General features: G+C 46.3%; 19 protein-coding genes, 4 tRNA genes and 3 rRNA genes. 11 read left to right on the plus strand and 15 right to left on the minus strand.

Annotation, left to right across the window (positions count from 1 at the left end):
- Positions 1 to 424: 424 nt before the first annotated feature.
- The 7 genes from glnA (at position 425) to ACXAFJ_RS13145 (ending at position 10,092) form a co-directional block, all read left to right on the plus strand.
- Entirely contained in the window at positions 425 to 1,834 is a 1,410-nt protein-coding gene (glnA, locus tag ACXAFJ_RS13115) for a glutamate--ammonia ligase (RefSeq protein WP_475323926.1), read from the plus strand.
- Between the two features lie 132 nt (positions 1,835 to 1,966).
- Positions 1,967 to 2,527 carry a DUF4124 domain-containing protein gene (locus ACXAFJ_RS13120; RefSeq protein WP_475323927.1) on the plus strand — a complete coding sequence of 187 codons (561 nt, stop codon included), beginning with the start codon at positions 1,967 to 1,969 and terminating at the stop codon, positions 2,525 to 2,527.
- Positions 2,528 to 2,628: 101 nt separating this feature from the next.
- Positions 2,629 to 3,693, plus strand: a complete 1,065-nt coding sequence (gene glnL / locus ACXAFJ_RS13125) for a nitrogen regulation protein NR(II) (protein WP_475323928.1) — start codon at positions 2,629 to 2,631, stop codon at positions 3,691 to 3,693.
- Between the two features lie 2 nt (positions 3,694 to 3,695).
- Positions 3,696 to 5,102, plus strand: a complete 1,407-nt coding sequence (glnG, locus tag ACXAFJ_RS13130; protein WP_475323929.1) for a nitrogen regulation protein NR(I) — start codon at positions 3,696 to 3,698, stop codon at positions 5,100 to 5,102.
- Positions 5,103 to 5,259: 157 nt separating this feature from the next.
- Positions 5,260 to 7,809 carry a phosphodiesterase GepA gene (gene gepA, locus ACXAFJ_RS13135; RefSeq protein WP_475323931.1) on the plus strand — a complete coding sequence of 850 codons (2,550 nt, stop codon included), beginning with the start codon at positions 5,260 to 5,262 and terminating at the stop codon, positions 7,807 to 7,809.
- Between the two features lie 351 nt (positions 7,810 to 8,160).
- Positions 8,161 to 9,162 carry an adenosine deaminase gene (gene add / locus ACXAFJ_RS13140; protein WP_475323932.1) on the plus strand — a complete coding sequence of 334 codons (1,002 nt, stop codon included), beginning with the start codon at positions 8,161 to 8,163 and terminating at the stop codon, positions 9,160 to 9,162.
- 93 nt (positions 9,163 to 9,255) lie between these two features.
- Positions 9,256 to 10,092, plus strand: coding sequence for a substrate-binding periplasmic protein (locus tag ACXAFJ_RS13145; RefSeq protein ID WP_475323933.1), 837 nt, complete (start codon positions 9,256 to 9,258; stop codon positions 10,090 to 10,092).
- Here the strand turns inward: ACXAFJ_RS13145 and ACXAFJ_RS13150 are convergent.
- The 8 genes from ACXAFJ_RS13150 to ACXAFJ_RS13185 form a co-directional block, all read right to left on the minus strand.
- Positions 10,079 to 10,594, minus strand: a complete 516-nt coding sequence (locus ACXAFJ_RS13150; RefSeq protein WP_475323935.1) for a hypothetical protein — start codon at positions 10,592 to 10,594, stop codon at positions 10,079 to 10,081. The two genes, ACXAFJ_RS13145 and ACXAFJ_RS13150, sit on opposite strands and share 14 nt — an antisense overlap.
- Positions 10,595 to 10,826: 232 nt before the next feature.
- Positions 10,827 to 10,917, minus strand: a tRNA-Ser gene (locus tag ACXAFJ_RS13155).
- 75 nt (positions 10,918 to 10,992) lie between these two features.
- Positions 10,993 to 11,108: ribosomal RNA gene (gene rrf / locus ACXAFJ_RS13160) — 5S ribosomal RNA — on the minus strand.
- 126 nt (positions 11,109 to 11,234) lie between these two features.
- A 23S ribosomal RNA gene (locus tag ACXAFJ_RS13165) occupies positions 11,235 to 14,120 on the minus strand.
- Positions 14,121 to 14,472: 352 nt separating this feature from the next.
- Positions 14,473 to 14,548: transfer RNA gene (locus tag ACXAFJ_RS13170), tRNA-Val, on the minus strand.
- 28 nt (positions 14,549 to 14,576) lie between these two features.
- A tRNA-Lys gene (locus ACXAFJ_RS13175) sits at positions 14,577 to 14,652 on the minus strand.
- Positions 14,653 to 14,683: 31 nt separating this feature from the next.
- Positions 14,684 to 14,759, minus strand: a tRNA-Glu gene (locus ACXAFJ_RS13180).
- 90 nt (positions 14,760 to 14,849) lie between these two features.
- Positions 14,850 to 16,401, minus strand: a 16S ribosomal RNA gene (locus tag ACXAFJ_RS13185).
- The 16S, 23S and 5S rRNA genes sit together here with 4 tRNA genes alongside, the layout of an rRNA operon.
- 472 nt (positions 16,402 to 16,873) lie before the next feature.
- On the opposite strand from ACXAFJ_RS13185, the gene ACXAFJ_RS13190 reads away from it, so the two are divergent.
- On the plus strand, positions 16,874 to 17,419 hold the full coding sequence (locus ACXAFJ_RS13190; RefSeq protein ID WP_475324128.1) for a gamma carbonic anhydrase family protein: 546 nt from the start codon (positions 16,874 to 16,876) through the stop codon (positions 17,417 to 17,419).
- A gap of 56 nt (positions 17,420 to 17,475) precedes the next feature.
- Here the strand turns inward: ACXAFJ_RS13190 and ACXAFJ_RS13195 are convergent, their stop codons facing one another.
- Genes ACXAFJ_RS13195 through hemF form a run of 3 tightly spaced genes read right to left on the minus strand, consistent with a single transcriptional unit; the run spans position 17,476 to position 19,524 of the window.
- Positions 17,476 to 17,736 carry a DUF1488 family protein gene (locus tag ACXAFJ_RS13195; protein ID WP_475323936.1) on the minus strand — a complete coding sequence of 87 codons (261 nt, stop codon included), beginning with the start codon at positions 17,734 to 17,736 and terminating at the stop codon, positions 17,476 to 17,478.
- A 10-nt stretch (positions 17,737 to 17,746) separates the two neighbouring features.
- A complete protein-coding gene (gene aroE, locus ACXAFJ_RS13200) occupies positions 17,747 to 18,607 on the minus strand; it encodes a shikimate dehydrogenase (protein WP_475323938.1) in 861 nt (286 codons plus the stop codon).
- Positions 18,607 to 19,524 (minus strand): oxygen-dependent coproporphyrinogen oxidase, encoded by a 918-nt coding sequence (hemF, locus tag ACXAFJ_RS13205; RefSeq protein WP_475323940.1) that lies wholly within the window; start codon positions 19,522 to 19,524, stop codon positions 18,607 to 18,609. The genes aroE and hemF overlap by 1 nt, the downstream gene beginning before the upstream one ends.
- 185 nt (positions 19,525 to 19,709) lie before the next feature.
- Here hemF and purE point away from each other — a divergent pair, with 185 nt between their 5' ends.
- Both purE and ACXAFJ_RS13215 read left to right on the plus strand, forming a co-directional pair.
- Positions 19,710 to 20,195: a 5-(carboxyamino)imidazole ribonucleotide mutase gene (gene purE / locus ACXAFJ_RS13210; RefSeq protein ID WP_475323942.1), complete on the plus strand. Its 486-nt coding sequence runs from the start codon at positions 19,710 to 19,712 to the stop codon at positions 20,193 to 20,195.
- Positions 20,196 to 20,198: 3 nt separating this feature from the next.
- Positions 20,199 to 21,317: a 5-(carboxyamino)imidazole ribonucleotide synthase gene (locus tag ACXAFJ_RS13215; RefSeq protein ID WP_475323944.1), complete on the plus strand. Its 1,119-nt coding sequence runs from the start codon at positions 20,199 to 20,201 to the stop codon at positions 21,315 to 21,317.
- Between the two features lie 76 nt (positions 21,318 to 21,393).
- On the opposite strand, the gene ACXAFJ_RS13220 is transcribed toward ACXAFJ_RS13215, so the two are convergent.
- Genes ACXAFJ_RS13220 through ACXAFJ_RS13235 form a run of 4 tightly spaced genes read right to left on the minus strand, consistent with a single transcriptional unit; the run spans position 21,394 to position 24,648 of the window.
- Positions 21,394 to 21,954 (minus strand): DNA topoisomerase family protein, encoded by a 561-nt coding sequence (locus ACXAFJ_RS13220; RefSeq protein ID WP_475323945.1) that lies wholly within the window; start codon positions 21,952 to 21,954, stop codon positions 21,394 to 21,396.
- 16 nt (positions 21,955 to 21,970) lie between these two features.
- Entirely contained in the window at positions 21,971 to 22,447 is a 477-nt protein-coding gene (locus ACXAFJ_RS13225) for a DUF494 family protein (protein ID WP_475323946.1), read from the minus strand.
- Positions 22,448 to 22,449: 2 nt separating this feature from the next.
- The gene (dprA, locus tag ACXAFJ_RS13230) at positions 22,450 to 23,574 is read right to left on the minus strand and encodes a DNA-processing protein DprA (protein WP_475323948.1); all 1,125 of its coding nucleotides are present in this window, start codon (positions 23,572 to 23,574) and stop codon (positions 22,450 to 22,452) included.
- A 9-nt stretch (positions 23,575 to 23,583) separates the two neighbouring features.
- Positions 23,584 to 24,648: a LysM peptidoglycan-binding domain-containing protein gene (locus ACXAFJ_RS13235; protein ID WP_475323949.1), complete on the minus strand. Its 1,065-nt coding sequence runs from the start codon at positions 24,646 to 24,648 to the stop codon at positions 23,584 to 23,586.
- Between the two features lie 171 nt (positions 24,649 to 24,819).
- Here ACXAFJ_RS13235 and def point away from each other — a divergent pair, with 171 nt between their 5' ends.
- Entirely contained in the window at positions 24,820 to 25,332 is a 513-nt protein-coding gene (gene def / locus ACXAFJ_RS13240) for a peptide deformylase (RefSeq protein WP_475323950.1), read from the plus strand.

Raw genomic sequence — 25,332 nt, forward strand, 5'->3', positions numbered from 1 at the left:
CCTTTCTAGATTCAAAACGGCGAATAATTTACCAGATTCTGCAAAAAAACCCAGAAAATTGTGATCTAAATCGATTTAACCTTACTTTATAAGAGGTTTCTATCTTTTTGAGATAGGGGGATCGAACATTTGAAGACAAATTCTGAGGAAAAGAAAAACTGGGTCTATACTTGCAACCAAGCTAATTATGCGCCACAAATTAAGTTTGCACCAAAAGTGTGCAACAAGGGATCTTGGTGGTGCAATCGAATATCGAAAAACCAAACGAAAACACATAAACAACTGATATTTAATGTTTATTTTTTCTGGCATGGTTATCGCTTATAGCTATACCAGCACAGATTAACGCGATTGAAATTTGATTAATCTATGCTGAGAACTCAATCTCGCATCATCGTATTAATAACACTGGAGGTTATCCAAGATGTCAGTAGAAAATGTTTTATCTCTGATCCAAGAAAACGAAGTGAAGTTCGTTGATCTGCGTTTTACCGATACAAAAGGTAAGGAGCAGCACATCTCAATCCCTGCTCACCAAATCGACGCTGACTTCTTCGAAGAAGGTAAGATGTTCGACGGTTCTTCAGTTGCTGGTTGGAAAGGCATCAACGAATCTGACATGGTTATGATGCCAGACGCTGCATCAGCGGTACTAGACCCATTCACGGAAGAAGCAACACTAAACCTACGTTGTGACATTCTTGAGCCTGCTACTATGCAAGGCTACGACCGCGACCCTCGCTCTATCGCTAAGCGCGCAGAAGACTTCATGCGTTCAACAGGTGTTGCAGACACAGTTCTTGTTGGTCCAGAGCCAGAGTTCTTCCTATTTGACGATGTTAAGTTCGCGACTGATATGTCTGGTTCTTTCTTCAAGATTGACGACGTAGAAGCAGCTTGGAACACAGGTTCAGACTACGAAGAAGGCAACAAAGGTCACCGTCCTGGCGTCAAAGGTGGTTACTTCCCAGTCGCTCCAGTTGACTCTTCACAAGACATCCGTTCAGCTATGTGTCTAATCCTTGAAGAAATGGGCCAAGTGGTTGAAGCACACCACCACGAGGTTGCTACTGCTGGTCAGAACGAAATCGCGACTCGCTTTAACACGTTGACAGCTAAAGCCGATGAAATCCAAGTTTACAAGTACGTCGTTCACAACGTTGCACACGCATTTGGTAAGACTGCGACCTTTATGCCTAAGCCATTGGTTGGTGATAACGGTTCTGGTATGCACGTTCACCAATCTCTAGCGAAAGACGGCGTTAACCTGTTCGCGGGTGACAAGTACGGCGGTCTGTCTGAAATGGCGCTTTACTACATTGGCGGTATCATCAAACACGCTCGCGCTATCAACGCATTCGCTAACGCTTCAACTAACTCGTACAAGCGTCTAGTTCCTGGCTTCGAAGCACCTGTTATGTTGGCTTACTCTGCGCGTAACCGTTCGGCTTCTATCCGTATCCCAGTGGTACCAAGCCCTAAAGCACGTCGTATCGAAGTTCGCTTCGGTGATCCATCTGCAAACCCATACCTATGCTTCGCTTCAATGCTAATGGCTGGTCTTGACGGAATTAAGAACAAGATCCACCCTGGCGATGCAATGGACAAGGATCTATACGACCTACCTGCTGAAGAAGCAGCAGAAATCCCAACAGTGGCATACTCACTAAAAGATGCACTAGAAAGCCTAGATGCAGATCGTGAGTTCCTAACTGCTGGCGGCGTATTCTCTGATGACTTCATCGATTCGTACATCGCGCTTAAGTCACAAGATGTAGAGCAAGTAAACATGACAACTCACCCACTTGAGTTTGAATTGTACTACTCTGTATAATTTGTCGACAGTTTAGGCTGTTACACAAATATTAGGCTCACCTCGCAGGTGGGCCTTTTTCGTTTTGGTAACACTAACCAGTTGAGTAGACTAGGACTTTAATCCTATCCAAACTGAATTCGAGATGTTGCTATGAACAAAATTGGTATTGCACTAAGGCTGGTACTGCTCTGCTTTGCTCAGTTCTCATTGGCCCAAACAACGGTTTACACTTGGGTAGATGAAAATGGTGTTCTCCACTTCAGTGACTCTCCAGTCAATAATAAAGCAGATCGTTTAGAGCTACCTGATCACAGTCAACCTGCACCTGCTCCACAATTTCAATCTTCGAATCCGGTGGATAAGCCCGTAGCTAAAAAACCAAAACCTGCACCCAAGAAACAGGTAAAAGAGAAACCACTAGCAAAGCTCGCCATTGAATTTAATTCACCAACACACGATCAAACCATTCGCAACAACCAAGGTAACTTTACCGTTTCTGCCAAGTTAAACCGAGAGCTGGCCATCGATGAGCAATTGCAGTTATTGTTAGACGGAAACAAACATGGTGCACCCACGACCTTTACCGAATGGGCATTGAAAAATGTCTATCGTGGTAGTCATGTTTTGCAAATACAAGCACTTAAAGACGGCAAGGTAATTGCATCGTCTAAGTTAATAACGGTGCACCTGCACAGACAGTCGATCAAATAGCGGTTTCACACTGGTTTTTCTGTTTTTTTCGCCATAGGTACGCCATACTAACTTATTGATGCACCAAAATAGTGCATCTGTTTTAGCGTAATGGTGATGTGGTGCAAATACTCGGTGAGACTCTCCTAAACAACTTAGTGACTGCGGTTTTAATGCTGGATGAGTCTTTAGTCGTTCGTCATGCTAACCCCGCTGCAGAACAGCTATTTTCTCAAAGTCTGAATCGAATACGCGACCGCTCGATATCTGACCTGATTCAGCACGCATCACTCGACCTCGCTATACTCTCCCACCCTCTGCAAAGTGGCCAATCCGTTACCGACAGCGACGTCACTTTTGTGATTGAAGGTAAGCCTGTGATGCTTGAGGTGACTGTCAGTCCGGTGATGTGGAATCAATCACTTCATCTTCTGATTGAAATGCGCACCATAGGTCAGCAAAAGCGTCTTACTCAAGAACTCAACCAACACGCTCAACAACAAGCTGCCAAGTTGTTAGTAAGAGGTTTGGCGCACGAGATAAAAAACCCATTGGGTGGCTTACGAGGAGCCGCTCAATTGCTACAACGTATGCTTCCGGATCCGAGTTTAACCGAATACACCACCATCATTATCGAACAAGCAGATCGACTTAGAAGCTTAGTAGATCGACTGCTGGGGCCGCAGAGGCCAGGTAAAAAACAAGTCGAGAATGTTCATTTGGTGTTAGAAAAAGTCCGTCAACTAGTCGAGCTGGAGAGTCACGAAAGCCTCGTCATTGAACGCGACTACGATCCTAGCCTGCCACCCTTTTTAATGGACACCGAACAAATTGAGCAAGCATTACTCAATATTGTCAGTAACGCGGCGCAGATTTTAAAGCCACAACAACACGGTCAAATCACTATTCGCACCAGGACAGTGCATCAAGCAAACATCCACGGTCAGCGGTGTAAATTAGCGGCCAGGATAGAAGTGATTGATAACGGCCCAGGTATCCCTGACGCCCTGCAAGACACCTTGTTTTACCCCATGGTCAGCGGGCGTGATGGTGGTACGGGACTCGGACTCTCTATTGCGCAAAACATGATAGACCAACATCAGGGCAAAATAGATGTGGAAAGTTGGCCAGGTAGAACCACTTTCTCCATCTATTTACCGATTCAACATGCCAGTAAAGGAGCTTAATGATGAGTAAAGGCTACGTCTGGATTGTCGACGACGACAGCTCCATCAGATGGGTATTAGAAAAAACCCTCTCGGCTGCCAAAATTCGTTGCGAAACCTTTGCAGACGCTGAAAGTGTCTTGCTTGCGTTGGAACGTGAAAGCCCAGATGTTCTAATATCGGATATCAAAATGCCCGGTATTGATGGTATTGAGCTCCTCTCACAGATTCATCAACAATCTCCTGAACTGCCAGTAATCATCATGACAGCGCATTCCGACCTTGATGCCGCGGTCAATGCCTATCAGCAGGGCGCCTTTGAATATCTGTCCAAACCGTTTGATATTGATGAGACACTGACTTTAGTTGAGCGAGCACTAGAGCATACCCAAGAGCAAAAAAAATCGTCTTCTGCCGAGTCCAGTGATCCGCAAGTGACCACTGAAATTATTGGTGAAGCGCCCGCGATGCAAGAAGTGTTTCGCGCCATAGGTCGATTGTCACGTTCATCTATATCAGTATTAATTAATGGAGAGTCGGGAACTGGTAAAGAGTTGGTAGCACACGCACTGCATAAGCACAGCCCGAGAGCCAAAAAGCCATTTATTGCCTTAAACATGGCGGCCATTCCCAAAGACTTAATTGAGTCGGAACTATTTGGCCATGAGAAAGGGGCATTTACTGGTGCCAACAGCGTCAGACAAGGACGTTTTGAACAAGCGAACGGGGGAACACTTTTTTTGGATGAAATTGGCGACATGCCACTAGACATCCAAACCCGATTGCTACGAGTGCTCGCCGATGGACAGTTCTACCGCGTCGGTGGACACAGTCCTGTCAGCGTCGACGTCCGTATTGTTGCGGCCACCCATCAAAATTTAGAAAAATTGGTTCATAACGGTGATTTTCGGGAAGACTTATTCCACCGACTCAATGTTATTCGTATCCATATTCCGGCGCTCAGAGAGCGTAAACAAGACATTGAGAAACTCTGCACGCACTTTTTACAACGCGCAGCCACTGAGCTTGCCGTGGATGTAAAGACTTTGCATCGCAACACGGTAGAAAAACTAGTCGAGCTTGAGTGGCCTGGTAATGTGCGTCAATTAGAAAATACTTGTCGCTGGTTGACCGTAATGGCGAGCAGCAGTGAGGTGCTACCGAGTGACTTACCACCTGAACTCATGGATGAATCCATCGCTCGCCCTAACAGTTTAGATGGCAACGATTGGCAAACTTCACTCTCGAATTGGGCGAAGAACGCGTTAAAAAATGGCGACAGCGAGCTCTTGAATCACGCTCAGCCCGAGTTTGAACGAATTCTGCTTGAGGTAGCGCTTGAGCACACTCGTGGACACAAACAAGATGCAGCAAAACTGCTTGGCTGGGGACGCAATACGCTGACTCGTAAGCTCAAAGAGTTGTATTAGAGCAACTATACCCAAGTGACCTCAAATCAACCTTCTGATATTGCTCGCAATAACGTGTGTACTTACAAAAGGTAAAATTCGCACGAAATCGTAATTTGTACTTATACTCTAATGTACTAATTATGTTTTTGTTATTTGCGAAGGTTGCCTTTTTTCTATGTCAACGCAGACACAATTTACACTGAGAACCGCCGTTATCCTTCCATTCGTCGTGATTTTTTTGTTCACTATTGGTGTTATCGTTGCGGTTCAAAAACGTTACTACGAAGTCATGGTTCAGGACATCAGTAGTAAACAACTCTCTTCCCTATCTGAAAATGTGCAATTGGAACTGCATGAGTTTTTGCACCAGCCTTTCAAAGCAAACCAACTTCTTAGCGAATCCATCGGCTACAACCAGCTTTACTCAGAAGGCAACCTCAAACAAGTCGAGAAATTTATATATCAAAGCTTTGATAATGTTCTGACTTCAATTCCGCAGATCGACGTGGTCAGTTTTGGCGGCGAAGGAGCGGACTATGTCGGATTTCGCAAAGAGGACGATGACTCCTTTACCTTAATGCTTCAAGACGACGAGACAGAGCGAACCTTAGTGATTTATCAAGGTGACAGCCGCGCCTCTGACCCTCGTTCCGTGTTTGAAAACTATGACCCCAGAGTGAGACCTTGGTATGCACCAGTCGCTGAAGACCGACGTCCTCAGTGGTCATCTATCTACACCAATGCAGATGAGCGTCAGGAAATTACCCTATCGGCGCAAACCGCAACCTTTGCTGGCAAAGAGTTTGTCGGTGTCGTGGTCACGGATATAAAAATCGATACGTTTAACGCCTTCCTTCGCAATAAACAACAAGACACGCAAGCGACTCTATATGTTTTTGATAAAGACAACCGCCTAGTAGCACACTCCAGCGGCGGTTCTGTAGTGTCATGGGGTACTGATTTCACACCCAAAGGGGACCGACTGTTAACTCACGAAAGTGCGAGCCCCATCGTTACATCGAGCAGTCAATACATTGAGCAACAGCAAGTCGACATAAGTAGCACCCAACGTTTTGTCACTCATATCGAAGAAGAACGTTACTTCCACAGTGTGACACCATTTATCGATGAATACGGACTAGAGTGGTACATCGGTGTTTCAATGTCTGAATCAGCTTTACTTGGTGAATTGCCACAACGGCAGCTAAATAGCTGGCTGTACGGCTTGATGTGTGGCTTCTTAGGTATCATTCTAGGACTCGTGGCATTTAACCGAATAACCAACCCGATTACCTCTACCGCTAATGCAGCCAAACATCTGGCAAAAGGGGATTGGGATGGTCAGTTGCCTAAACCCGGACACATCTACGAGACCTCAATGTTGGTCGACGCGTTCAATGAGATGGCCAATAACTTGAAAACGTCATTCAAGGCGCTCAGATCGCAATTGCTTTATGATTCATTGACCAAGCTCTACAGCCGCGAAGGCTTTATCGATACTTGCGACAATCTGAATAAACTCGATGGATGTCTCATGCTGGTTGGCATCAATCAGTTCAGGGATATCAATGACAGTCTGGGTCATTACAAAGGCGATCAACTGCTTATCGTGATTTCAGAACGAATCAAAGCGCTATTCGACCCCTCATGCTTTATTGGTCGTATTGGCGGTGATGAGTTTGCCATTTACATTCCCGAAAAAATGGACCAGCAACAAGCATCTCTGATGTCGAATCGATTACTTCAAACCTTTGCCTCTCCATTTAAAATGGATAAAGAAAGCGTCGTCATCAATATTTCAATTGGTGTGGTAAATCGCGATGAATCCACCAACATGACCTTATGGTTGCGAAATGGCAGTATTGCGCTGAGTAACGCCAAGAGAGAGTTATCTCGCGTCAGCTATTACAAACCTGAAATGGCCGATGTCTCGCGCAAACGAACCTTGATGCAAGCCAAGATTAAAGATGCACTGGAAAACGATGAGTTTGTCCCTTACTACCAACCGATTGTTGAACTCAAAACAGGTAAGGTCGTAGGTGCAGAAGCGCTTGCTCGCTGGTTCTCTCCCAAGGCGGGATTGATATCACCCCTAGACTTTATTCCCGTCGCAGAAGAGAGTGGTCTCATTGGGGCAATAGGTGAACAAATTCTCACGCAAGCTTGTGAAGATACCATGCAAGGTATTAAGGACAACAAGTGGGGCGAAGACTTCCATCTACACGTTAATTTGTCGGTAAACCAGTTGTCGCATCCGGATTTTATTAAGATCTTACGCGATTCATTAATGGTCACGGGGTTGAACCCTGACAACTTAACCTTGGAAATTACCGAGTCTCGAATTGTAGATAACGATCCTGTCATCATAAAAAATATGCAGGCAATACGAGATCTAGGTGTGCATATCGCCATTGATGATTTTGGTACGGGTTACAGTTCATTGGCGTATCTGCATAAACTTCCATTTAATTGCCTCAAGATTGACCGAACCTTTGTTAACAAGTTGGAAGAGGGTGATGTAGAAAGTTCTGTCGTGGCAGCCATCATCAATATGACAAAAAGTATGAAGGTTGAATTGGTCGCAGAGGGCATTGAAACTGAAGCGCAAGCAACGCTGCTAAATCAACTTAACTGTCCGTACGGACAGGGCTTTTTGTACAGTCGTCCGGTGCCATTTGATGAATGGCCAACAGATTTGGTTAACATTAAACCTAAGTCATCGTAAGCAAACGTTTACCTAATTTTCGGTAGCTGACAGCTCAAAATTTGACTCATATACTTAGGGCGTGTTGACCTTTTGCGGTTAAATTTTGTTCGAGATAAAAGCGTTTTGATCGCGGCGAGAGGTTTGAAGCCTAGCATTCTATGCAAAACACCTCTCAACAAAGAGTAAAACGCTTTTATCCGAACCCTACGGGCAGCGTTTGTGGCTCCTTTCTACGGCGTTATCGGCTTATTGAGTAGAATAACTACACATCAAAGCCTCTGCCTTGTACAAAGAAACCACAAACTGCTGCAAAAATCAGCTCAAAAGGTCAACACGCCCTAGACTAAGCCACCTAACTCGGTTGTTAAAATGATATCAAAAGACCTTCCATTAACGGACCTACACCGCCACCTAGATGGCAATATTCGTGCTAAAACCATCCTAGAGCTAGGACAAAAGTACGCTGTTGATTTACCAGGGAATGACCTTGAATCGCTGATCCCACATGTTCAAATTGTCGAATCTGAACCTTCATTGGTTGCGTTTCTCTCCAAGTTGGATTGGGGAGTCACCGTGCTCGGTGATTTGGATGCTTGTCGTCGCGTTGCGTATGAAAACGTAGAAGACGCACTTAAAGCGCAAATTGACTACGCTGAACTTAGATTCTCTCCATACTACATGGCAATGAAACACAATTTGCCTGTGCAGGGTGTTGTAGAAGCCGTCATTGATGGCGTTCGTACAGGTGAGCGAGACTTCGGCATTAAAGCCAACTTAATTGGCATTATGAGCCGCACCTTTGGTCCTGAGGCCTGCCAACAAGAGTTAGACGGGTTACTCGCTTGTCAAAGCGAATTGGTAGCCATCGACTTAGCAGGTGATGAACTTGGTCAACCTGGCTCTCAGTTTGTGAAGCACTTTGAGCAAGTTAAAAAGGCCAACCTAAATGTAACCGTTCACGCAGGTGAAGCAGCTGGCTCAGAGAGTATGTGGCAAGCGATACAAGAACTTGGTGCGACTCGTATTGGACATGGCGTTAAAGCTATTCAAGACCCTAAGCTAATGGACTATCTCGCTAAGCATAAGATAGGTATCGAGTCGTGTCTGACTTCTAACCTGCAAACCAGTACCGTTTCGTCATTGGCAGAACACCCACTCAAAGCCTTCCTAGAACATGGTGTCTTGGCCTGTTTAAACACTGATGATCCTGCGGTAGAGGGTATCGAATTACCCTATGAGTACGAAGTTGCGGCTCTAGAAGCCGGATTGTCTCAAGATCAGATTCGCCAGGCTCAAATCAACGGACTTGAGCTAGCTTATTTATCCGATAGCGATAAAAAAGCGCTAAAAGATAAAGTGTCATCCCGCTAATAAAGACTCATCATCAACGCCCTGTATTTCGCAGGGCGTTTTATTATCCAGCATATAAACTTAGTGTACGGTCTTCTTTGCTTTGGCGTTGCTATGCACTTGCTACGAACTGTCGCTCTTTTACTCACCTTTTCGATAACGACCTTCAATCTAGATGCGTGTGAATTAAAAATGGGCTTTAGAACCAATGAGCGCTTACCGTTAATTAATAAGGCGCCAGACAATTCTGGACTTTACCTAGACCTATACCAAACTGCGGCAGAAAACATTGGCTGTGACCTTAAAATTATTCGAGAGCCGAAGAAGCGATTGCTGCGCATGTTGGAAATTGGAGAGATCGATTTTTATCCTGGTTTTACTTTTAACGAAGAGCGTGCTCGTTACGCTTACTACATTGAAAATGGATTGCCCGGAGGGGAAATTGGGATATCGCGTTTGGATCTACCTGACGTTACTGATATCCAACAGCTCAGCGGTCTAGTACTAATCCAATCGATGGGAGCGCCTAACTTTACTGAGGGTGTTCCCGACATCACGTACCAAACCTTACCCGAACTCTATGTGCCAGATGCCATTGGAGCCATAGTTAAAAAGCGGGCAGACTTCTACATCTACCCCAGGGGTACGCTGCTCTATTACATAAAACAAAATCATAGTGTAGAGATTAAAGTCCACGAGTTTTGTTGTGGTGGTTACAAACCCATTTACTTGGCATTTTCTCGAAACTCTCCTCATTACCAATCACGTAACAATCCAGATTTCGAAAAAGGTGAAGAGCTTAGCCCTCAAAACGATAGAGACAAATTGGTTAAAGACTCTATACCTGAAAAATTGAGAGCGGAGCTACAGCGTATGAGAGCAACGGGGATTACCGATACCTTTTATCAACACTATTATCGCAGCAAACCTGACTCAGTTAATCAGGAATAGCGGAGCCCAAGCTTGAACAGTCAGCGATAAACTGTGCTTTAGGATGGCGTTCTAACAGTGACTCTACTTCATGAGCCTGATCTTTACTCACGTCGATGACAATTACGACTTCTCCATCATCTAAATGCTGATTGAACATCTCAGTAAAATATTCATCAAACGAACCTCCGCCTAAACGAACCAAAGCGACGGTAGCAATTGCCAACAGAATCAGTAAAACAAAAGGCAGAGCTGGCATACTCTCAAATAGAGGTGTTAGAAATGCAAGCAGGACAATTGCTGTCCCTGTTACCGCAGCCCCAATAAAGTAATCTCTTCTTCTAGCGTTAATAATATGCGTATTTTCCAACCTTTGACTTCCATGCAAGTGATGTGTTTTGAGACCCTTTTCATCCCGACTAACCACGTAGAAATGATGATCATCAATTCCTGCTGCATGCACTTCATCTGAAATCACTTCGGCATCATCTAAATCTTGAGTGATGTAGTAAAGTCGCTTCATACCGGCTCCTTCCTTTCTTGTAATTCTATGTGTAGTACGACAATTGCCCTCTTTAAGAACAGCTCATATTTTGAATACATCAAGTTTATCGTTAACAATTTGTTAACTTTCTTGATAAGTCACGGAAGGAATTAGGATTAATTGGTTTTGAATAATTTCGAGAAAAGATCTGAAAACGGTTTAGAAAATATAGAAAAAAAAGCCCGCTAATTTCTTAGCGGGCTTTCTAATGTGGCGGAGAGATAGGGATTTGAACCCTAGATACGCTATTAACGTATGCCGGTTTTCAAGACCGGTGCTTTCAACCACTCAGCCATCTCTCCACAAATTGTCATCGTCAGATTTGTACACTGAAGATGTTGCTACCTAGCACTATTATGCAAGTAACGATATTAAAAGCCTGGCGATGTCCTACTCTCACATGGGGAAGCCCCACACTACCATCGGCGCTAATGCGTTTCACTTCTGAGTTCGGCAAGGAATCAGGTGGGTCCACATCGCTATGGTCGCCAAGCAAATTCTTTTTACTTTCAGCTTTTTCTAAAAACTGAAAATAAATAATCTGGAAAGCTGTTTAAAAGTCTGTATTTACACATTCAACGTTCTTGCTTTGAGTCCATCAAAACCCTTTGGGTGTTGTATGGTTAAGCCTCACGGGCAATTAGTACAGGTTAGCTCAACGCCTCACAACGCTTACACACCCTGCCTATCAACGTCGTAGTCTACGACAACCCTTTAGGACGCTTAAAGCGCCAGGGAGAACTCATCTCAGGGCTCGCTTCCCGCTTAGATGCTTTCAGCGGTTATCGATTCCGAACTTAGCTACCGGGCAATGCGATTGGCATCACAACCCGAACACCAGAGGTTCGTCCACTCCGGTCCTCTCGTACTAGGAGCAGCCCCCTTCAATTCTCCAACGCCCACGGCAGATAGGGACCGAACTGTCTCACGACGTTCTAAACCCAGCTCGCGTACCACTTTAAATGGCGAACAGCCATACCCTTGGGACCGACTTCAGCCCCAGGATGTGATGAGCCGACATCGAGGTGCCAAACACCGCCGTCGATATGAACTCTTGGGCGGTATCAGCCTGTTATCCCCGGAGTACCTTTTATCCGTTGAGCGATGGCCCTTCCATTCAGAGCCACCGGATCACTATGACCTGCTTTCGCACCTGCTCGAGCCGTCACTCTCGCAGTTAAGCGGGCTTATGCCATTGCACTAACCTCACGATGTCCAACCGTGATTAGCCCACCTTCGTGCTCCTCCGTTACTCTTTGGGAGGAGACCGCCCCAGTCAAACTACCCACCAGGCACTGTCCTCAACCCCGATAAGGGGCCTAAGTTAGAACATCAACACTACAAGGGTGGTATTTCAAGGACGGCTCCACGCTATCTGGCGACAACGTTTCAAAGCCTCCCACCTATCCTACACATGTAGGGTCAATGTTCAGTGCCAAGCTGTAGTAAAGGTTCACGGGGTCTTTCCGTCTAGCCGCGGGTACACTGCATCTTCACAGCGATTTCAATTTCACTGAGTCTCGGGTGGAGACAGCGTGGCCATCATTACGCCATTCGTGCAGGTCGGAACTTACCCGACAAGGAATTTCGCTACCTTAGGACCGTTATAGTTACGGCCGCCGTTTACCGGGGCTTCGATCAAGAGCTTCGCGCAAGCGCTAACCCCATCAATTAACCTTCCGGCACCGGGCAGGCGTCACACCGTATACGTCATCTTACGATTTTGCACAGTGCTGTGTTTTTAATAAACAGTTGCAGCCACCTGGTATCTGCGACTCTCGTCAGCTCCATCCGCAAGGGACTTCACCATCAAGAGCGTACCTTCTCCCGAAGTTACGGTACCATTTTGCCTAGTTCCTTCACCCGAGTTCTCTCAAGCGCCTTGGTATTCTCTACCCGACCACCTGTGTCGGTTTGGGGTACGATTCCTTACAATCTGAAGCTTAGAGGCTTTTCCTGGAAGCATGGCATCAATGACTTCATCACCGTAGTGACTCGACGTCGTGTCTCAGCCTTAAAGAGGTCCGGATTTACCTAAACCTCAAGCCTACGCACTTGAACCTGGACAACCGTCGCCAGGCCCACCTAGCCTTCTCCGTCCCCCCATCGCAATTGTAAGAAGTACGGGAATATTAACCCGTTTCCCATCGACTACGCCTTTCGGCCTCGCCTTAGGGGTCGACTTACCCTGCCCCGATTAACGTTGGACAGGAACCCTTGGTCTTCCGGCGAGGAGGTTTTTCACCCCCTTTATCGTTACTCATGTCAGCATTCGCACTTCTGATACCTCCAGCAGCCTTTACAGACCACCTTCAACGGCTTACAGAACGCTCCCCTACCCCGCAATCAAAGATTGCAGCCGCAGCTTCGGTTTATAGCTTAGCCCCGTTACATCTTCCGCGCAGGCCGACTCGACTAGTGAGCTATTACGCTTTCTTTAAATGATGGCTGCTTCTAAGCCAACATCCTAGCTGTCTAAGCCTTCCCACATCGTTTCCCACTTAGCTATAATTTGGGACCTTAGCTGGCGGTCTGGGTTGTTTCCCTCTCCACAACGGACGTTAGCACCCGCTGTGTGTCTCCCGGATAGTACTTACTGGTATTCGGAGTTTGCAAAGGGTTGGTAAGTCGGGATGACCCCCTAGCCTTAACAGTGCTCTACCCCCAGTAGTATTCGTCCGAGGCGCTACCTAAATAGCTTTCGGGGAGAACCAGCTATCTCCAGGTTTGATTGGCCTTTCACCCCTAGCCACAAGTCATCCGCTAATTTTTCAACATTAGTCGGTTCGGTCCTCCAGTTGATGTTACTCAACCTTCAACCTGCCCATGGCTAGATCACCTGGTTTCGGGTCTATATCCAGCAACTGAGCGCCCAGTTAAGACTCGATTTCTCTACGGCTCCCCTAGTCGGTTAACCTTGCTACTGAATATAAGTCGCTGACCCATTATACAAAAGGTACGCAGTCACCCCGAAGGGCTCCTACTGCTTGTACGTACACGGTTTCAGGTTCTATTTCACTCCCCTCACAGGGGTTCTTTTCGCCTTTCCCTCACGGTACTGGTTCACTATCGGTCAGTCAGGAGTATTTAGCCTTGGAGGATGGTCCCCCCATGTTCAGACAGGATATCACGTGTCCCGCCCTACTCGATTTCACTGATGATGAGATGTCGGTTACGGGGCTATCACCCTTTATTGCGGCACTTTCCAGAGCCTTCACCTGTCTCATTAAAAGCTTAAGGGCTAATCCAATTTCGCTCGCCGCTACTTTCGGAATCTCGGTTGATTTCTTTTCCTCGAGGTACTTAGATGTTTCAGTTCCCCCGGTTCGCTCTGTTAACCTATGTATTCAGTTAACAGTAATACCTTATGGTATTGGGTTTCCCCATTCGGAAATCGTAGACTCAGGTGGCTGTTACTGCCTAATCTACGCTTATCGCAAGTTACTACGTCCTTCATCGCCTCTGACTGCCAAGGCATCCACCGTGTACGCTTAGTCACTTAACCATACAACCCCAAAGGGTCTTACTTCGCAAAAAGTAAGGTTAAACAACCAAAGTTGTCTCTCAGTTATTTACATGAGTGAGAGACTGATTTTGCCGGACTCAAATTCCAAGAACACTTGAATGTGTGTTGGTACCTAAATCACTTATCTTTCAAAGTAAGTTAGGATTTGAGAACTTTTAAATGAATAACAACGCATATCTAAAGATATGGGGATTGTTGTTATTCGTCAGCTTTCCAAATTGTTAAAGAGCAAAGTGTTTACACACTTTCTAACGATTCTCAGGGACTAAAACTGAACCACATACAGGTTAACGAAGTGGTTTGGATTTTCTGTCCAAAAATAGTTAGAGAGTGGTGGGCGATACCGGGCTCGAACCAGTGACCCCCTGCTTGTAAGGCAGGTGCTCTCCCAACTGAGCTAATCGCCCACAATGTTTTATTTCCTGCGGGAGGAAATGGTGGGTCGTGCAGGATTCGAACCTGCGACCAATTGGTTAAAAGCCAACTGCTCTACCAACTGAGCTAACGACCCATTTCTTTTGAAGTGTATCTTCAAGAGAAGATGGTATCCCGTAGGGGAGTCGAACCCCTGTTACCGCCGTGAAAGGGCGGTGTCCTAGGCCTCTAGACGAACGGGACACTAAGCAGTAAGTGTTGGGCACTTACCTGTAAACTCTTTACATCATAAACCATCAATCTGTGTGAACACTCATCGCAATAATCTTTTCGTAAGGAGGTGATCCAGCGCCAGGTTCCCCTAGCGCTACCTTGTTACGACTTCACCCCAGTCATGAACCACAAAGTGGTGAGCGTCCTCCCGAAGGTTAAACTACCCACTTCTTTTGCAGCCCACTCCCATGGTGTGACGGGCGGTGTGTACAAGGCCCGGGAACGTATTCACCGTAGCATTCTGATCTACGATTACTAGCGATTCCGACTTCATGGAGTCGAGTTGCAGACTCCAATCCGGACTACGACGCACTTTTTGGGATTCGCTCACTCTCGCAAGTTGGCCACCCTCTGTATGCGCCATTGTAGCACGTGTGTAGCCCTACTCGTAAGGGCCATGATGACTTGACGTCGTCCCCACCTTCCTCCGGTTTATCACCGGCAGTCTCCCTGGAGTTCCCACCCGAAGTGCTGGCAAACAAGGATAAGGGTTGCGCTCGTTGCGGGACTTAACCCAACATTTCACAACACGAGCTGACGACAGCCATGCAGCACCTGTCTCTCAGTTCCCGAAGGCACAAGACTGTCTCCAGTCTCTTCTGAGGATGTCAAGAGTAGGTAAGGTTCTTCGCGTTGCATCGAATTAAACCACATGCTCCACCGCTTGTGCGGGCCCCCGTCAATTCATTTGAGTTTTAATCTTGCGACCGTACTCCCCAGGCGGTCTACTTAACGCGTTAGCTCCGAAAGCCACGGCTCAAGGCCACAACCTCCAAGTAGACATCGTTTACGGCGTGGACTACCAGGGTATCTAATCCTGTTTGCTCCCCACGCTTTCGCATCTGAGTGTCAGTATCTGTCCAGGGGGCCGCCTTCGCCACCGGTATTCCTTCAGATCTCTACGCATTTCACCGCTACACCTGAAATTCTACCCCCCTCTACAGTACTCTAGACGACCAGTTTCAAATGCAGTTCCCAGGTTGAGCCCGGGGCTTTCACATCTGACTTAGTCATCCACCTGCATGCGCTTTACGCCCAGTAATTCCGATTAACGCTCGCACCCTCCGTATTACCGCGGCTGCTGGCACGGAGTTAGCCGGTGCTTCTTCTGTTGCTAACGTCAAATGATACCGCTATTAACGGCACCACCTTCCTCACAACTGAAAGTACTTTACAACCCGAAGGCCTTCTTCATACACGCGGCATGGCTGCATCAGGCTTGCGCCCATTGTGCAATATTCCCCACTGCTGCCTCCCGTAGGAGTCTGGACCGTGTCTCAGTTCCAGTGTGGCTGATCATCCTCTCAGACCAGCTAGGGATCGTCGCCTTGGTGAGCCTTTACCTCACCAACTAGCTAATCCCACCTGGGCATATCCTGACGCGAGAGGCCCGAAGGTCCCCCTCTTTGAGCCGAAGCTATTATGCGGTATTAGCCATCGTTTCCAATGGTTATCCCCCACATCAGGGCAATTTCCCAGGCATTACTCACCCGTCCGCCGCTCGACGTCCAACAAATCATCCGAAGAGTCAATGTTGCCGTTTCCGCTCGACTTGCATGTGTTAGGCCTGCCGCCAGCGTTCAATCTGAGCCATGATCAAACTCTTCAATTTAAGTTTTGGTTGGCTCAATGAATACTGACATTACATATGTAATGTTGAATTGACTGTGCTGAATCCGAAGATTCAATGGTCACTTCGTTCATTGAAACCGAATTTGAAGCCTAAGCTTCTAATTGGATTATTATCAACGAGTGCCCACACAGATTGATAGGTTTATATTGTTAAAGAGCTTTCTCAACTAAGCGACTTAGTCACTCACTGAGAGGCCGCCATTTTAATGAGTTAAAACACTGTGTCAAACACTTTTTTATCTCAATTTGGCGAGCTAACTCGGCGCTGGCTTTTTTGCCGCTGTTGCCGTGTCAGCGAGGGGGCATTATAGAGATCGAAGTCACGTTGACAACCCCTTTTGACACTTTTTTTTGTTTTTTTTATCGTTCGAATAAAACTTAAACAGAAAAGGGTGTTTTTGCTACGTAAACTAAGTAATAGTCTGCATATATAACTGTATTTGAGAACAATAATTATGAGTCTTCGAAGCTATAAAGGTATCAAACCAACAATTGCAGACGGTGTTTATATAGATAGTTCTGCGGTAATCGTAGGTGACATTACTATTGGTAGCCATTCCAGTGTTTGGCCTTTAGTCGCAGCACGTGGTGACGTGAACCATATTCATATTGGCGAACGAACCAACATTCAAGACGGCTCCGTATTACACGTTACACACAAAAATGTCGAAAACCCTAATGGTTATCCTCTCATCATAGGTAATGATGTAACCATAGGACACAAGGTCATGCTACATGGTTGTAACATTAAAGATCGCGTGTTGGTTGGTATGGGCGCTATCGTATTAGATGGTGTAACCATTGAATCGGATGTGATGATAGGTGCTGGTAGTCTAGTCCCACCCAACAAAACGCTTGAGAGTGGCTATTTGTATGTAGGCAGTCCGGTAAAACAAGCCAGACCATTGTCAGAGAAAGAATTAGCTTTCCTTAAAAAATCCGCCGATAACTACGTGCAAAACAAAAACGACTACCTTTCAGAGGTTCAGCCCGTTTAGATTACTTCCTTCTTTACTGCGCTATAAGTAGGTAAAGAGGGAAACGTCTACTGTTGTTAAAGTTCGATTTCACCTGAAGCATTAAACGCTTCATCTTCAATTAACTCTTCGGCGAGTTCTTCTATATCAAATCGGTATTGGTCGAACAGTTTCAAAATTTCATCAGAATCACGAGGCGTTTTTTGAGCTAATTTAACCAGTGACGCCAAAGACAGCTTACACACAATCAAAGCACCCGATTGTTGTGCTTCAAATACGATGGTTTCCGTATCTTCGCAAAATCGTCTTTGATCAGAAAACAAAATGGATTGGTTCATGCAAACTTCCTTATTGAGCGCGTAATTCTTGTCGTAGCTTTGTCAGTACCGGTTCAACATCTGGTTTGATTCCTCGCCAAATTGAAAAACTTTCCGCCGCTTGCCCAACAAGCATACCCAGGCCATCAACGATATTTTTGACGCGATGCGTTTTGGCCCACTGGTTAAAGGCTGTTGCGTTGGCCGCATACATCATGTCATAAGCCAACACACATCCATCAAAGATCACCGGGGAAACATCTGGCAAGGTTCCAGATAGACTGGCCGACGTCGAATTAATGACCACATCAAAGCCGCAATCAATCTCATCTAACGCTTGAGCAGACACTTCTTGACGATTAATTTCCGTAACAATCTGCTCTGCTTTGCTTAACGTACGGTTCGCAATCACGATTTGCGCTGGCTGTCTTTCTAATAGTGGAAGAACCACACCTCGCGCTGCGCCACCCGCTCCCAAAACAAGGATACGAGCATGTTGTAGCTCCGCGCCATTTCTAATCAAGTCTTGAACTAAGCCTTCTCCATCCGTGTTATCACCAATGATCTGTGCCACCTCATTTATATAAAGAGTGTTCACAGCGCCAGCGATGCGAGCTCTATCAGTCAGTATTTCCGCCAAGTTAAACGCTCTTTCCTTAAAAGGGACAGTTACATTGCACCCTAACCCCCCCTGTTGAAAGAACGCAGAAACATCTGATTCAAATGCCTCAATTTCTGAAAGCTTTTTCACGTATTGAATAGATTGTCCAGTTTGCTCTGCAAACGCATGATGAATGTCAGGCGATTTGCTATGTGCTATTGGATTTCCAAATACCGCATATTGGCCAACAGAAGAGATGTCTTTTTGATTGTTTGGTTTGCTATTACTCACTACCAATCCCTTGGTTTTAAAAAGTTGTCACATAGATTCTGTTCTGGTGAATTTTGTTGTGGTTGGTATCCATATTCCCAACGAGCGAGCGGCGGCATGGACATTAAAATGGATTCCGTTCGACCACCACTTTGCAACCCAAATAACGTGCCTCTATCGAATACTAAGTTGAATTCTACATAACGACCACGTCGATACAGCTGAAACTCGCGTTCGCGTTCACCAAATTCGGTATTTTTACGACGCTCCACTATCGGTAAATAGGCTTGGTTATAGCCTTCTCCAACGGCTTTGATGTAATCAAAACACTTGTCAAAAGACCATTGGTTTAGGTCATCGAAAAATAATCCGCCAACACCACGTGTTTCATCTCGATGCGGTAAATAGAAGTACTCGTCACACCACTTTTTGTGTTCCGCATAAACATTGTCGCCAAAAGGCTGACACAATTCTTTGGCTGTTTGATGCCACTCTATACAGTCCGCTTCAAATGGATAGAAAGGTGTAAGGTCAAACCCGCCACCAAACCACCAGATTGGATCTGCACCTGCTTTTTCGGCAATAAAAAATCTCACGTTGGCGTGGGATGTCGGTACATAAGGGTTTTTAGGGTGCATAACCAGTGAAACACCCATCGCCTCAAAGCGTCTTCCCGCCAGTTCAGGTCGATGTGCTGTCGCAGAAGCCGGCATCTTAGCACCTTGAACGTGAGAAAAATTGACGCCTCCCTGCTCAAATACCGCGCCATTGGTCATGACACGTGTACGCCCGCCCCCACCCAGCTTCTCACCTGGTTCTCTTTGCCAAGCATCTTCTTTAAAGCAAGCCTTTCCATCTGCTTGCTCTAATTGCGCACAAATTTGGTCCTGCAGGGCCATTAAAAATGTTTTAACTGCTTGTTTATCTATTTGATTCACGTATCCAACCACTTAATTCAACAAAGACGGGGCACTTTTTCGGTTACCAGTCGCAACGTATTCACACCAGAACAAGAATTGGGTTATTGAGATTGCAACCGCGCAATCGTTTGCTTGGTGTTCATTTCCCCGTATAATGCGCTCAAATTCTCGTGAAGTCCCATTAACGCTGCAAGGAGTTTGAGATGAAAGTCGGTATCATCATGGGTTCAAAGTCTGACTGGCCAACCATGAAGTTAGCTGCAGATATGCTAGATCAATTTGGTGTGGAATACGAAACAAAAGTCGTTTCTGCTCATCGCACTCCACAACTTTTGGCAGATTACGCTAACAGCGCGAAAGAGCGCGGTCTTAAAGTCATCATCGCTGGCGCTGGCGGTGCTGCGCATTTGCCAGGAATGGCAGCCGCTTTCACCAGCCTTCCTGTTCTTGGCGTGCCGGTTCAATCTCGCGCACTAAAAGGTATGGATTCACTGCTTTCTATCGTTCAAATGCCCAAAGGTATTGCTGTGGGTACGCTTGCCATTGGTGAAGCAGGCGCAGCAAATGCGGGTATTTTAGCCGCTCAAATCATCGGTACTCACGACGAAGAGGTGATGAGTAAAGTGGAAGCGTTCCGACAAACGCAAACTGACACTGTACTTGCCAATCCGGATCCATCTCAGGAGTAAACCATGAATGTTTTGGTTTTAGGTGCTGGTCAGCTTGCTCGCATGATGTCACTTTCTAGCGCACCACTGAACATTAAAGTGACCGCGTTTGATGTGGGTTCTGAGAATATTGTTCACCCTCTGACGCAACAAGTACTTGGTTCAGGACTGGCTGATGCCATTCAAAGTGCAGACGTAATTACAGCAGAGTTTGAGCACATTCCTCATGATGTGCTCGATCAGTGCGAAGCCAGTGGTAAATTTTACCCTCATACCGATGCCATCAAAGCCGGCGGCGATCGTCGTATTGAAAAAGCTTTGCTTGATAATGCAGGTGTTAAAAATGCCAAATACGCCATCATCAGCAATCGTGAAGATTTTGATAAAGCTATTGAGACCGTCGGTATCCCAATGGTGCTCAAAACTGCATTAGGTGGCTATGATGGCAAAGGGCAGTGGCGCCTCAAGTCTGGCACTAAGGTGGATGAAGTATGGGCGGAAATGTCAGCAAGCTTGGAAGAAAACCCTCAGCAAGCGATTGTTGCCGAGGAGTTTGTTCCCTTTTCACGTGAAGTCTCTTTGGTTGGTGCACGTAATCAACAAGGAGACATTCAGGTTTACCCTTTGGCTGAAAATGTTCACGTCGATGGGGTACTGAGTCTATCTACCGCCATTGATGAACCCGCGCTGCAAAACCAAGCCAAAGAGATGTTCACCGCTGTGGCGAAGAGCCTAAATTACGTTGGTGTATTGGCGCTGGAATTCTTCGACGTGGGCGGACAATTGTTGGTGAATGAAATTGCCCCTCGTGTACATAATTCCGGTCACTGGACTCAACAAGGAGCGCAAGTGTGTCAGTTCGAAAACCACATTCGCGCTGTCTTGGGATTGCCGTTGGGAAGCACCGCACTTCTGCGCGATACCGCTATGGTGAATATCCTCGGCCAAGATTCAGTTCCAGACGAGCTCTTGTCGCTATCCGGTGTTTATCTACACTGGTATGGCAAAGAAAAACGTGCTGGCCGCAAAATGGGTCATATCAATGTGACGGCAACTCCAGAACGGTCTTTGAAGCAGCAACTGCATAAAGTGGCTTCAATTTTGGGTGACAACCACTACCCTGCGTTGAGCGATTACCTATAGTCCTAAATACGCTGGATACCCAAAAAGACAAAAAGCTCACGATTCCGTGAGCTTTTTTGCTATTCAACCCAGAAGCTTACACCTGCTTTGCCTGACATTTTTTATCGGCACACACCAACACATCGCCATTGCTGGTCGGTTTGTTTAATAACAAGGGGAATTGGCACGTTTGGCAACAGCCTGCCACCGGCGATAAATTGACCGAAAACTTGCAGCTTGGATACTGGTCGCAGGCATGAAACGTTTTTCCGTAACGGGACTTTCGCTCAACCAAATGGCCAGTTTCACACTCTGGACACGCAATGTGGTCGGCAGTTTCAGGTTCGGCTTGATGCAGAGACTCCACGTGGGTACATTGCGGATAATAGCTACAGCCAACAAACATGCCATACCGCCCTTGCCTCAATACCAGCTCATTGGCACATTGCGGGCAAGGTACGCCGAGTTCTTTGATGATGCGACTATCTGTAGAATGAAGGGGAATGCTGTGTTCACAGCTCGGATACTGGCTGCAGCCCCAAAAAGGCCCGTGCTTGCCGTGCCGCATGTGCATATCTGCGCCACAAGCGGGGCACTCTCGAGTATCAAGTGCGTGTTCATGAGCACTAAAAAGCTCGTTGTCTATTTTATTACTCATACAAATAAGGCAGGGGTTAGTGGAGAATGCCCTGTTCTTTGGTATAAAGAAGCTCTTCCATCATGGTATAGGCGTTCTCGTTACCAGGAACATTAAACAATACCATTAAGATGATCCACTTGAGGTCATCTAGCTCAAACTCAGACGTTTCAAGCCCCATAACCCGATCGATAACCATTTCGCGAGTTTCTGACGTTAATACGTTAATTTGCTCTAGGAACAATAGAAAACCACGACACTCTAAATCGAGGCGAGACATTTCGGTTCGCGTAAAAATTCGAGTCGACGTTGCCGCACTCGTGGTCATGGCTGACTGAGCATCACTTTGTTGCAGTGCTGCTAAATCTTCTAGCCATTGCAGTGCTTTATAAATATCTTTCTGGTGAAAACCAGCTCGGAGCAGTTCTTCCTCTAGCTCATCTTGGTCCACTTGCAACTCAGTGTCGCTATGGATATAGGTTTCGAACAGATACATCAAAATATCCATCATCATAGCTAGCTCCTCCCCGTACGAATGTAGCCTCCTGAAACCGCAATTACGTGTCCCAGCAATTCCAGCTCCAGCAGCTGTGTCATGACGTCCTGAACGGGTATATGGGTCCGCTCAGCGAGAATATCAACAGGTGTGGCCTTACTTCCTACGTTAGCTAACAGCTGAGGAAATGGCAATTCTTGTTTGCTATCAATTTGCTTTAATTGCTCATCTAAGTTGGAAGTCATCTCAAACGACTCATTTTGATCGTGCCACAACAGCATTCCATCGAGTTCTTGGCGAATATCCTCCAAGTTTTGTACCAACTTGGCGCCCTGTTGAATCAATCGATGACTACCTCGGTATTGTGGTTGACGAATGCTGCCGGGAATGACAAACACTTCCCTTCCCTGTTCGCTGGCAAGTCTGGCGGTAATCAATGAACCACTGCGCTCAGTCGCTTCAACAATCAGCGTACCGATACTCAAGCCACTGATAATGCGATTGCGTTTTGGAAACTGATTGGCTTTGGGAGGCGCAGACGGAAGATACTCTGAAACCAACGCCCCTGAACCAATGATTCGCTCCGCCAAACCCTGATGCGTTTTGGGGTAAACATTTGCCAGTCCCGAACCTAAAACGGCAATGGTTTCTCCACCACTGCGCAACGACCCCGCATGCGCATAACCATCGATACCCAATGCGAGCCCACTGGTGACGATAATGTTTTCTTTTGCCAACGCAGCCGCAAAATCAGTGGCGTTGTCTAGTCCATCTGCTGTCGCATTTCGACTGCCAACCATCGCAATTTGAGGTTTAAGCAAACAATCGAGTTGGCCTTCAACAAATAAAATGGGGGGAGGGTCGGCGATTTGCTTCAACAGTGATGGGTAGGTTTTATCCTTTAGCGTGAGGACATGCCGATTTTCCCCTTGCCCACACCAAGACAAAATTGCATCGAGCTCAGTTTGACATCCTCCTCTCAAAAATTGACGCTGCTTGGGCTTAAATCCAACGGCAATGAGTTCATCCTCCGATAAACTCAGGATTTCTTGAGGTGGGGAGTGGGCAATGAGTTTCTGAAAGGTTTTAGCACCCACGCCTGGCGTTAGAGAAAGCGTCAGCCAGGCAGTGAGATGCGGATTCATGATAGCGAATTAATTAACGACGGGGCTTTGAACTATGGTCTTTTTGCCAACGGGCACCTTACTCTCGGTCACCAACGCCAGGCTAAAATGCGCATAAGGGCGTATCACCATCAAGCTACCCACCTGTTGGTTAGGCAGACTGACCTTTTTGCTGGCAACTTGTTTCACCGCGTCAGACTGGCTGAGCATAGAGCTGGTTTTTGCACCTTGCTCAAACAACTCAAAGACACTGCCTTGTGTTAAACCGTCATTTTCGCCTCGGTTTAATACCACTACCTGATTTTCTCCCACGTATTGGCTACCCTCAATCGCGCCAAGAATTTGAGTCCCTTGCAAACTCGGAGCTGGAACAGGATAGAATAAAGTAGACAATCCCAAATCCTCTACCCCTAGTTCTGGTATCGCTACATCATCGGTTGAGATCTCTTGTAACTGTGTGGTGATCTGCAATCCAGTGATGTTGTCGCCCGCTTTATCAAGTGCCCCAGTTGCAATACGCTTTAGCGCGATCACAGTTTGACCATCCCTTTGATAGCGCTCACTTTCTCGATAGATTCCCCACTCTTTATGTTCATGCTCACCAGTGACATAGATAAGTGAAGAATGAGTTAAATACTGCTTACCGTCACTTGAACCAATAACCCTAGAAGTCTGTTTGAGTTCGGTCATTCCAATTAAGCGATCAGACTCTAAATACGGAAGAAGCGCACTTTCTTTGACGGTAGGCACCGGCTCTTTTTTTAACACTCTAATTTTAGGGCTGAGTTTAACCATAGGTTTTAAACTCAACACTGGCTGACCATCTCGCCAAATCAGGCTTAACTTATCGCCAGGATAAATAAGATGTGGGTTATCAATTTCAGGGTTCACTTGCCACAATCGAGGCCACAACCAAGGACTTTCCAAAAACAGTTCAGAAATGTCCCACAAGGTATCGCCCTTAACCACAGTATAGGAGGTGGGAGCATCAGGTTTCAGAGTGAGCGGAACTTCCGACTCAGCCAATGCTATTGGTGCCATGAAAGTGGCCGTTAAACTTAGTAGTAAAGAGGCTCTACGAAACATAACCCTCATCCTTGGTGGTGTGCTCTTAATAACAACGGGCAATTGATAAAATGCGTCTTAAGCTTTCGCTATCGCCGCATGAAAAGACTGAGCTGATGCTGTCATTTACATCGTAAAATGTCTAGAATTGAGCCATCACGCGTTGACTGGATTCAGCGCAGTTCAAAATTTCGAGTGTATATGTCTGTATTAAATGTATTAATTTTCCCGGATGATCGTCTTCGCACGGTAGCAAAACCTGTTGAAGCGGTTACTCCAGAAGTTCAAAAAATTGTCGACGACATGTTTGACACCATGTATGAGCAAGAAGGTATCGGCTTGGCAGCAACCCAAGTTGATATTCATCAACGTATCATCGTGATTGACGTGTCCGAAACCCGCGATGAACGTTTGGTGTTTATCAATCCAGAAATCATCGAAAAGAACGGTGAAGACGGTATCGAAGAAGGCTGTCTGTCTATTCCTGGCTGTCGCGCGCTAGTGCCACGCTACGCGGAAATCACCGTAAAAGCGCTAGACCGAGAAGGCAATGAGTTCACAATTGAAGCCGATGAGCTACTTGCTATTTGTCTGCAACACGAAATTGACCACTTAGATGGCAAACTGTTTGTCGATTATTTATCACCGCTCAAGCGCAAAAGAATCACTGACAAACTTAAAAAGATTAAGCGCCAACGCGAACGCAACGCTTAA

The organism is Vibrio sp. ABH4_348 (assembly GCF_056159765.1).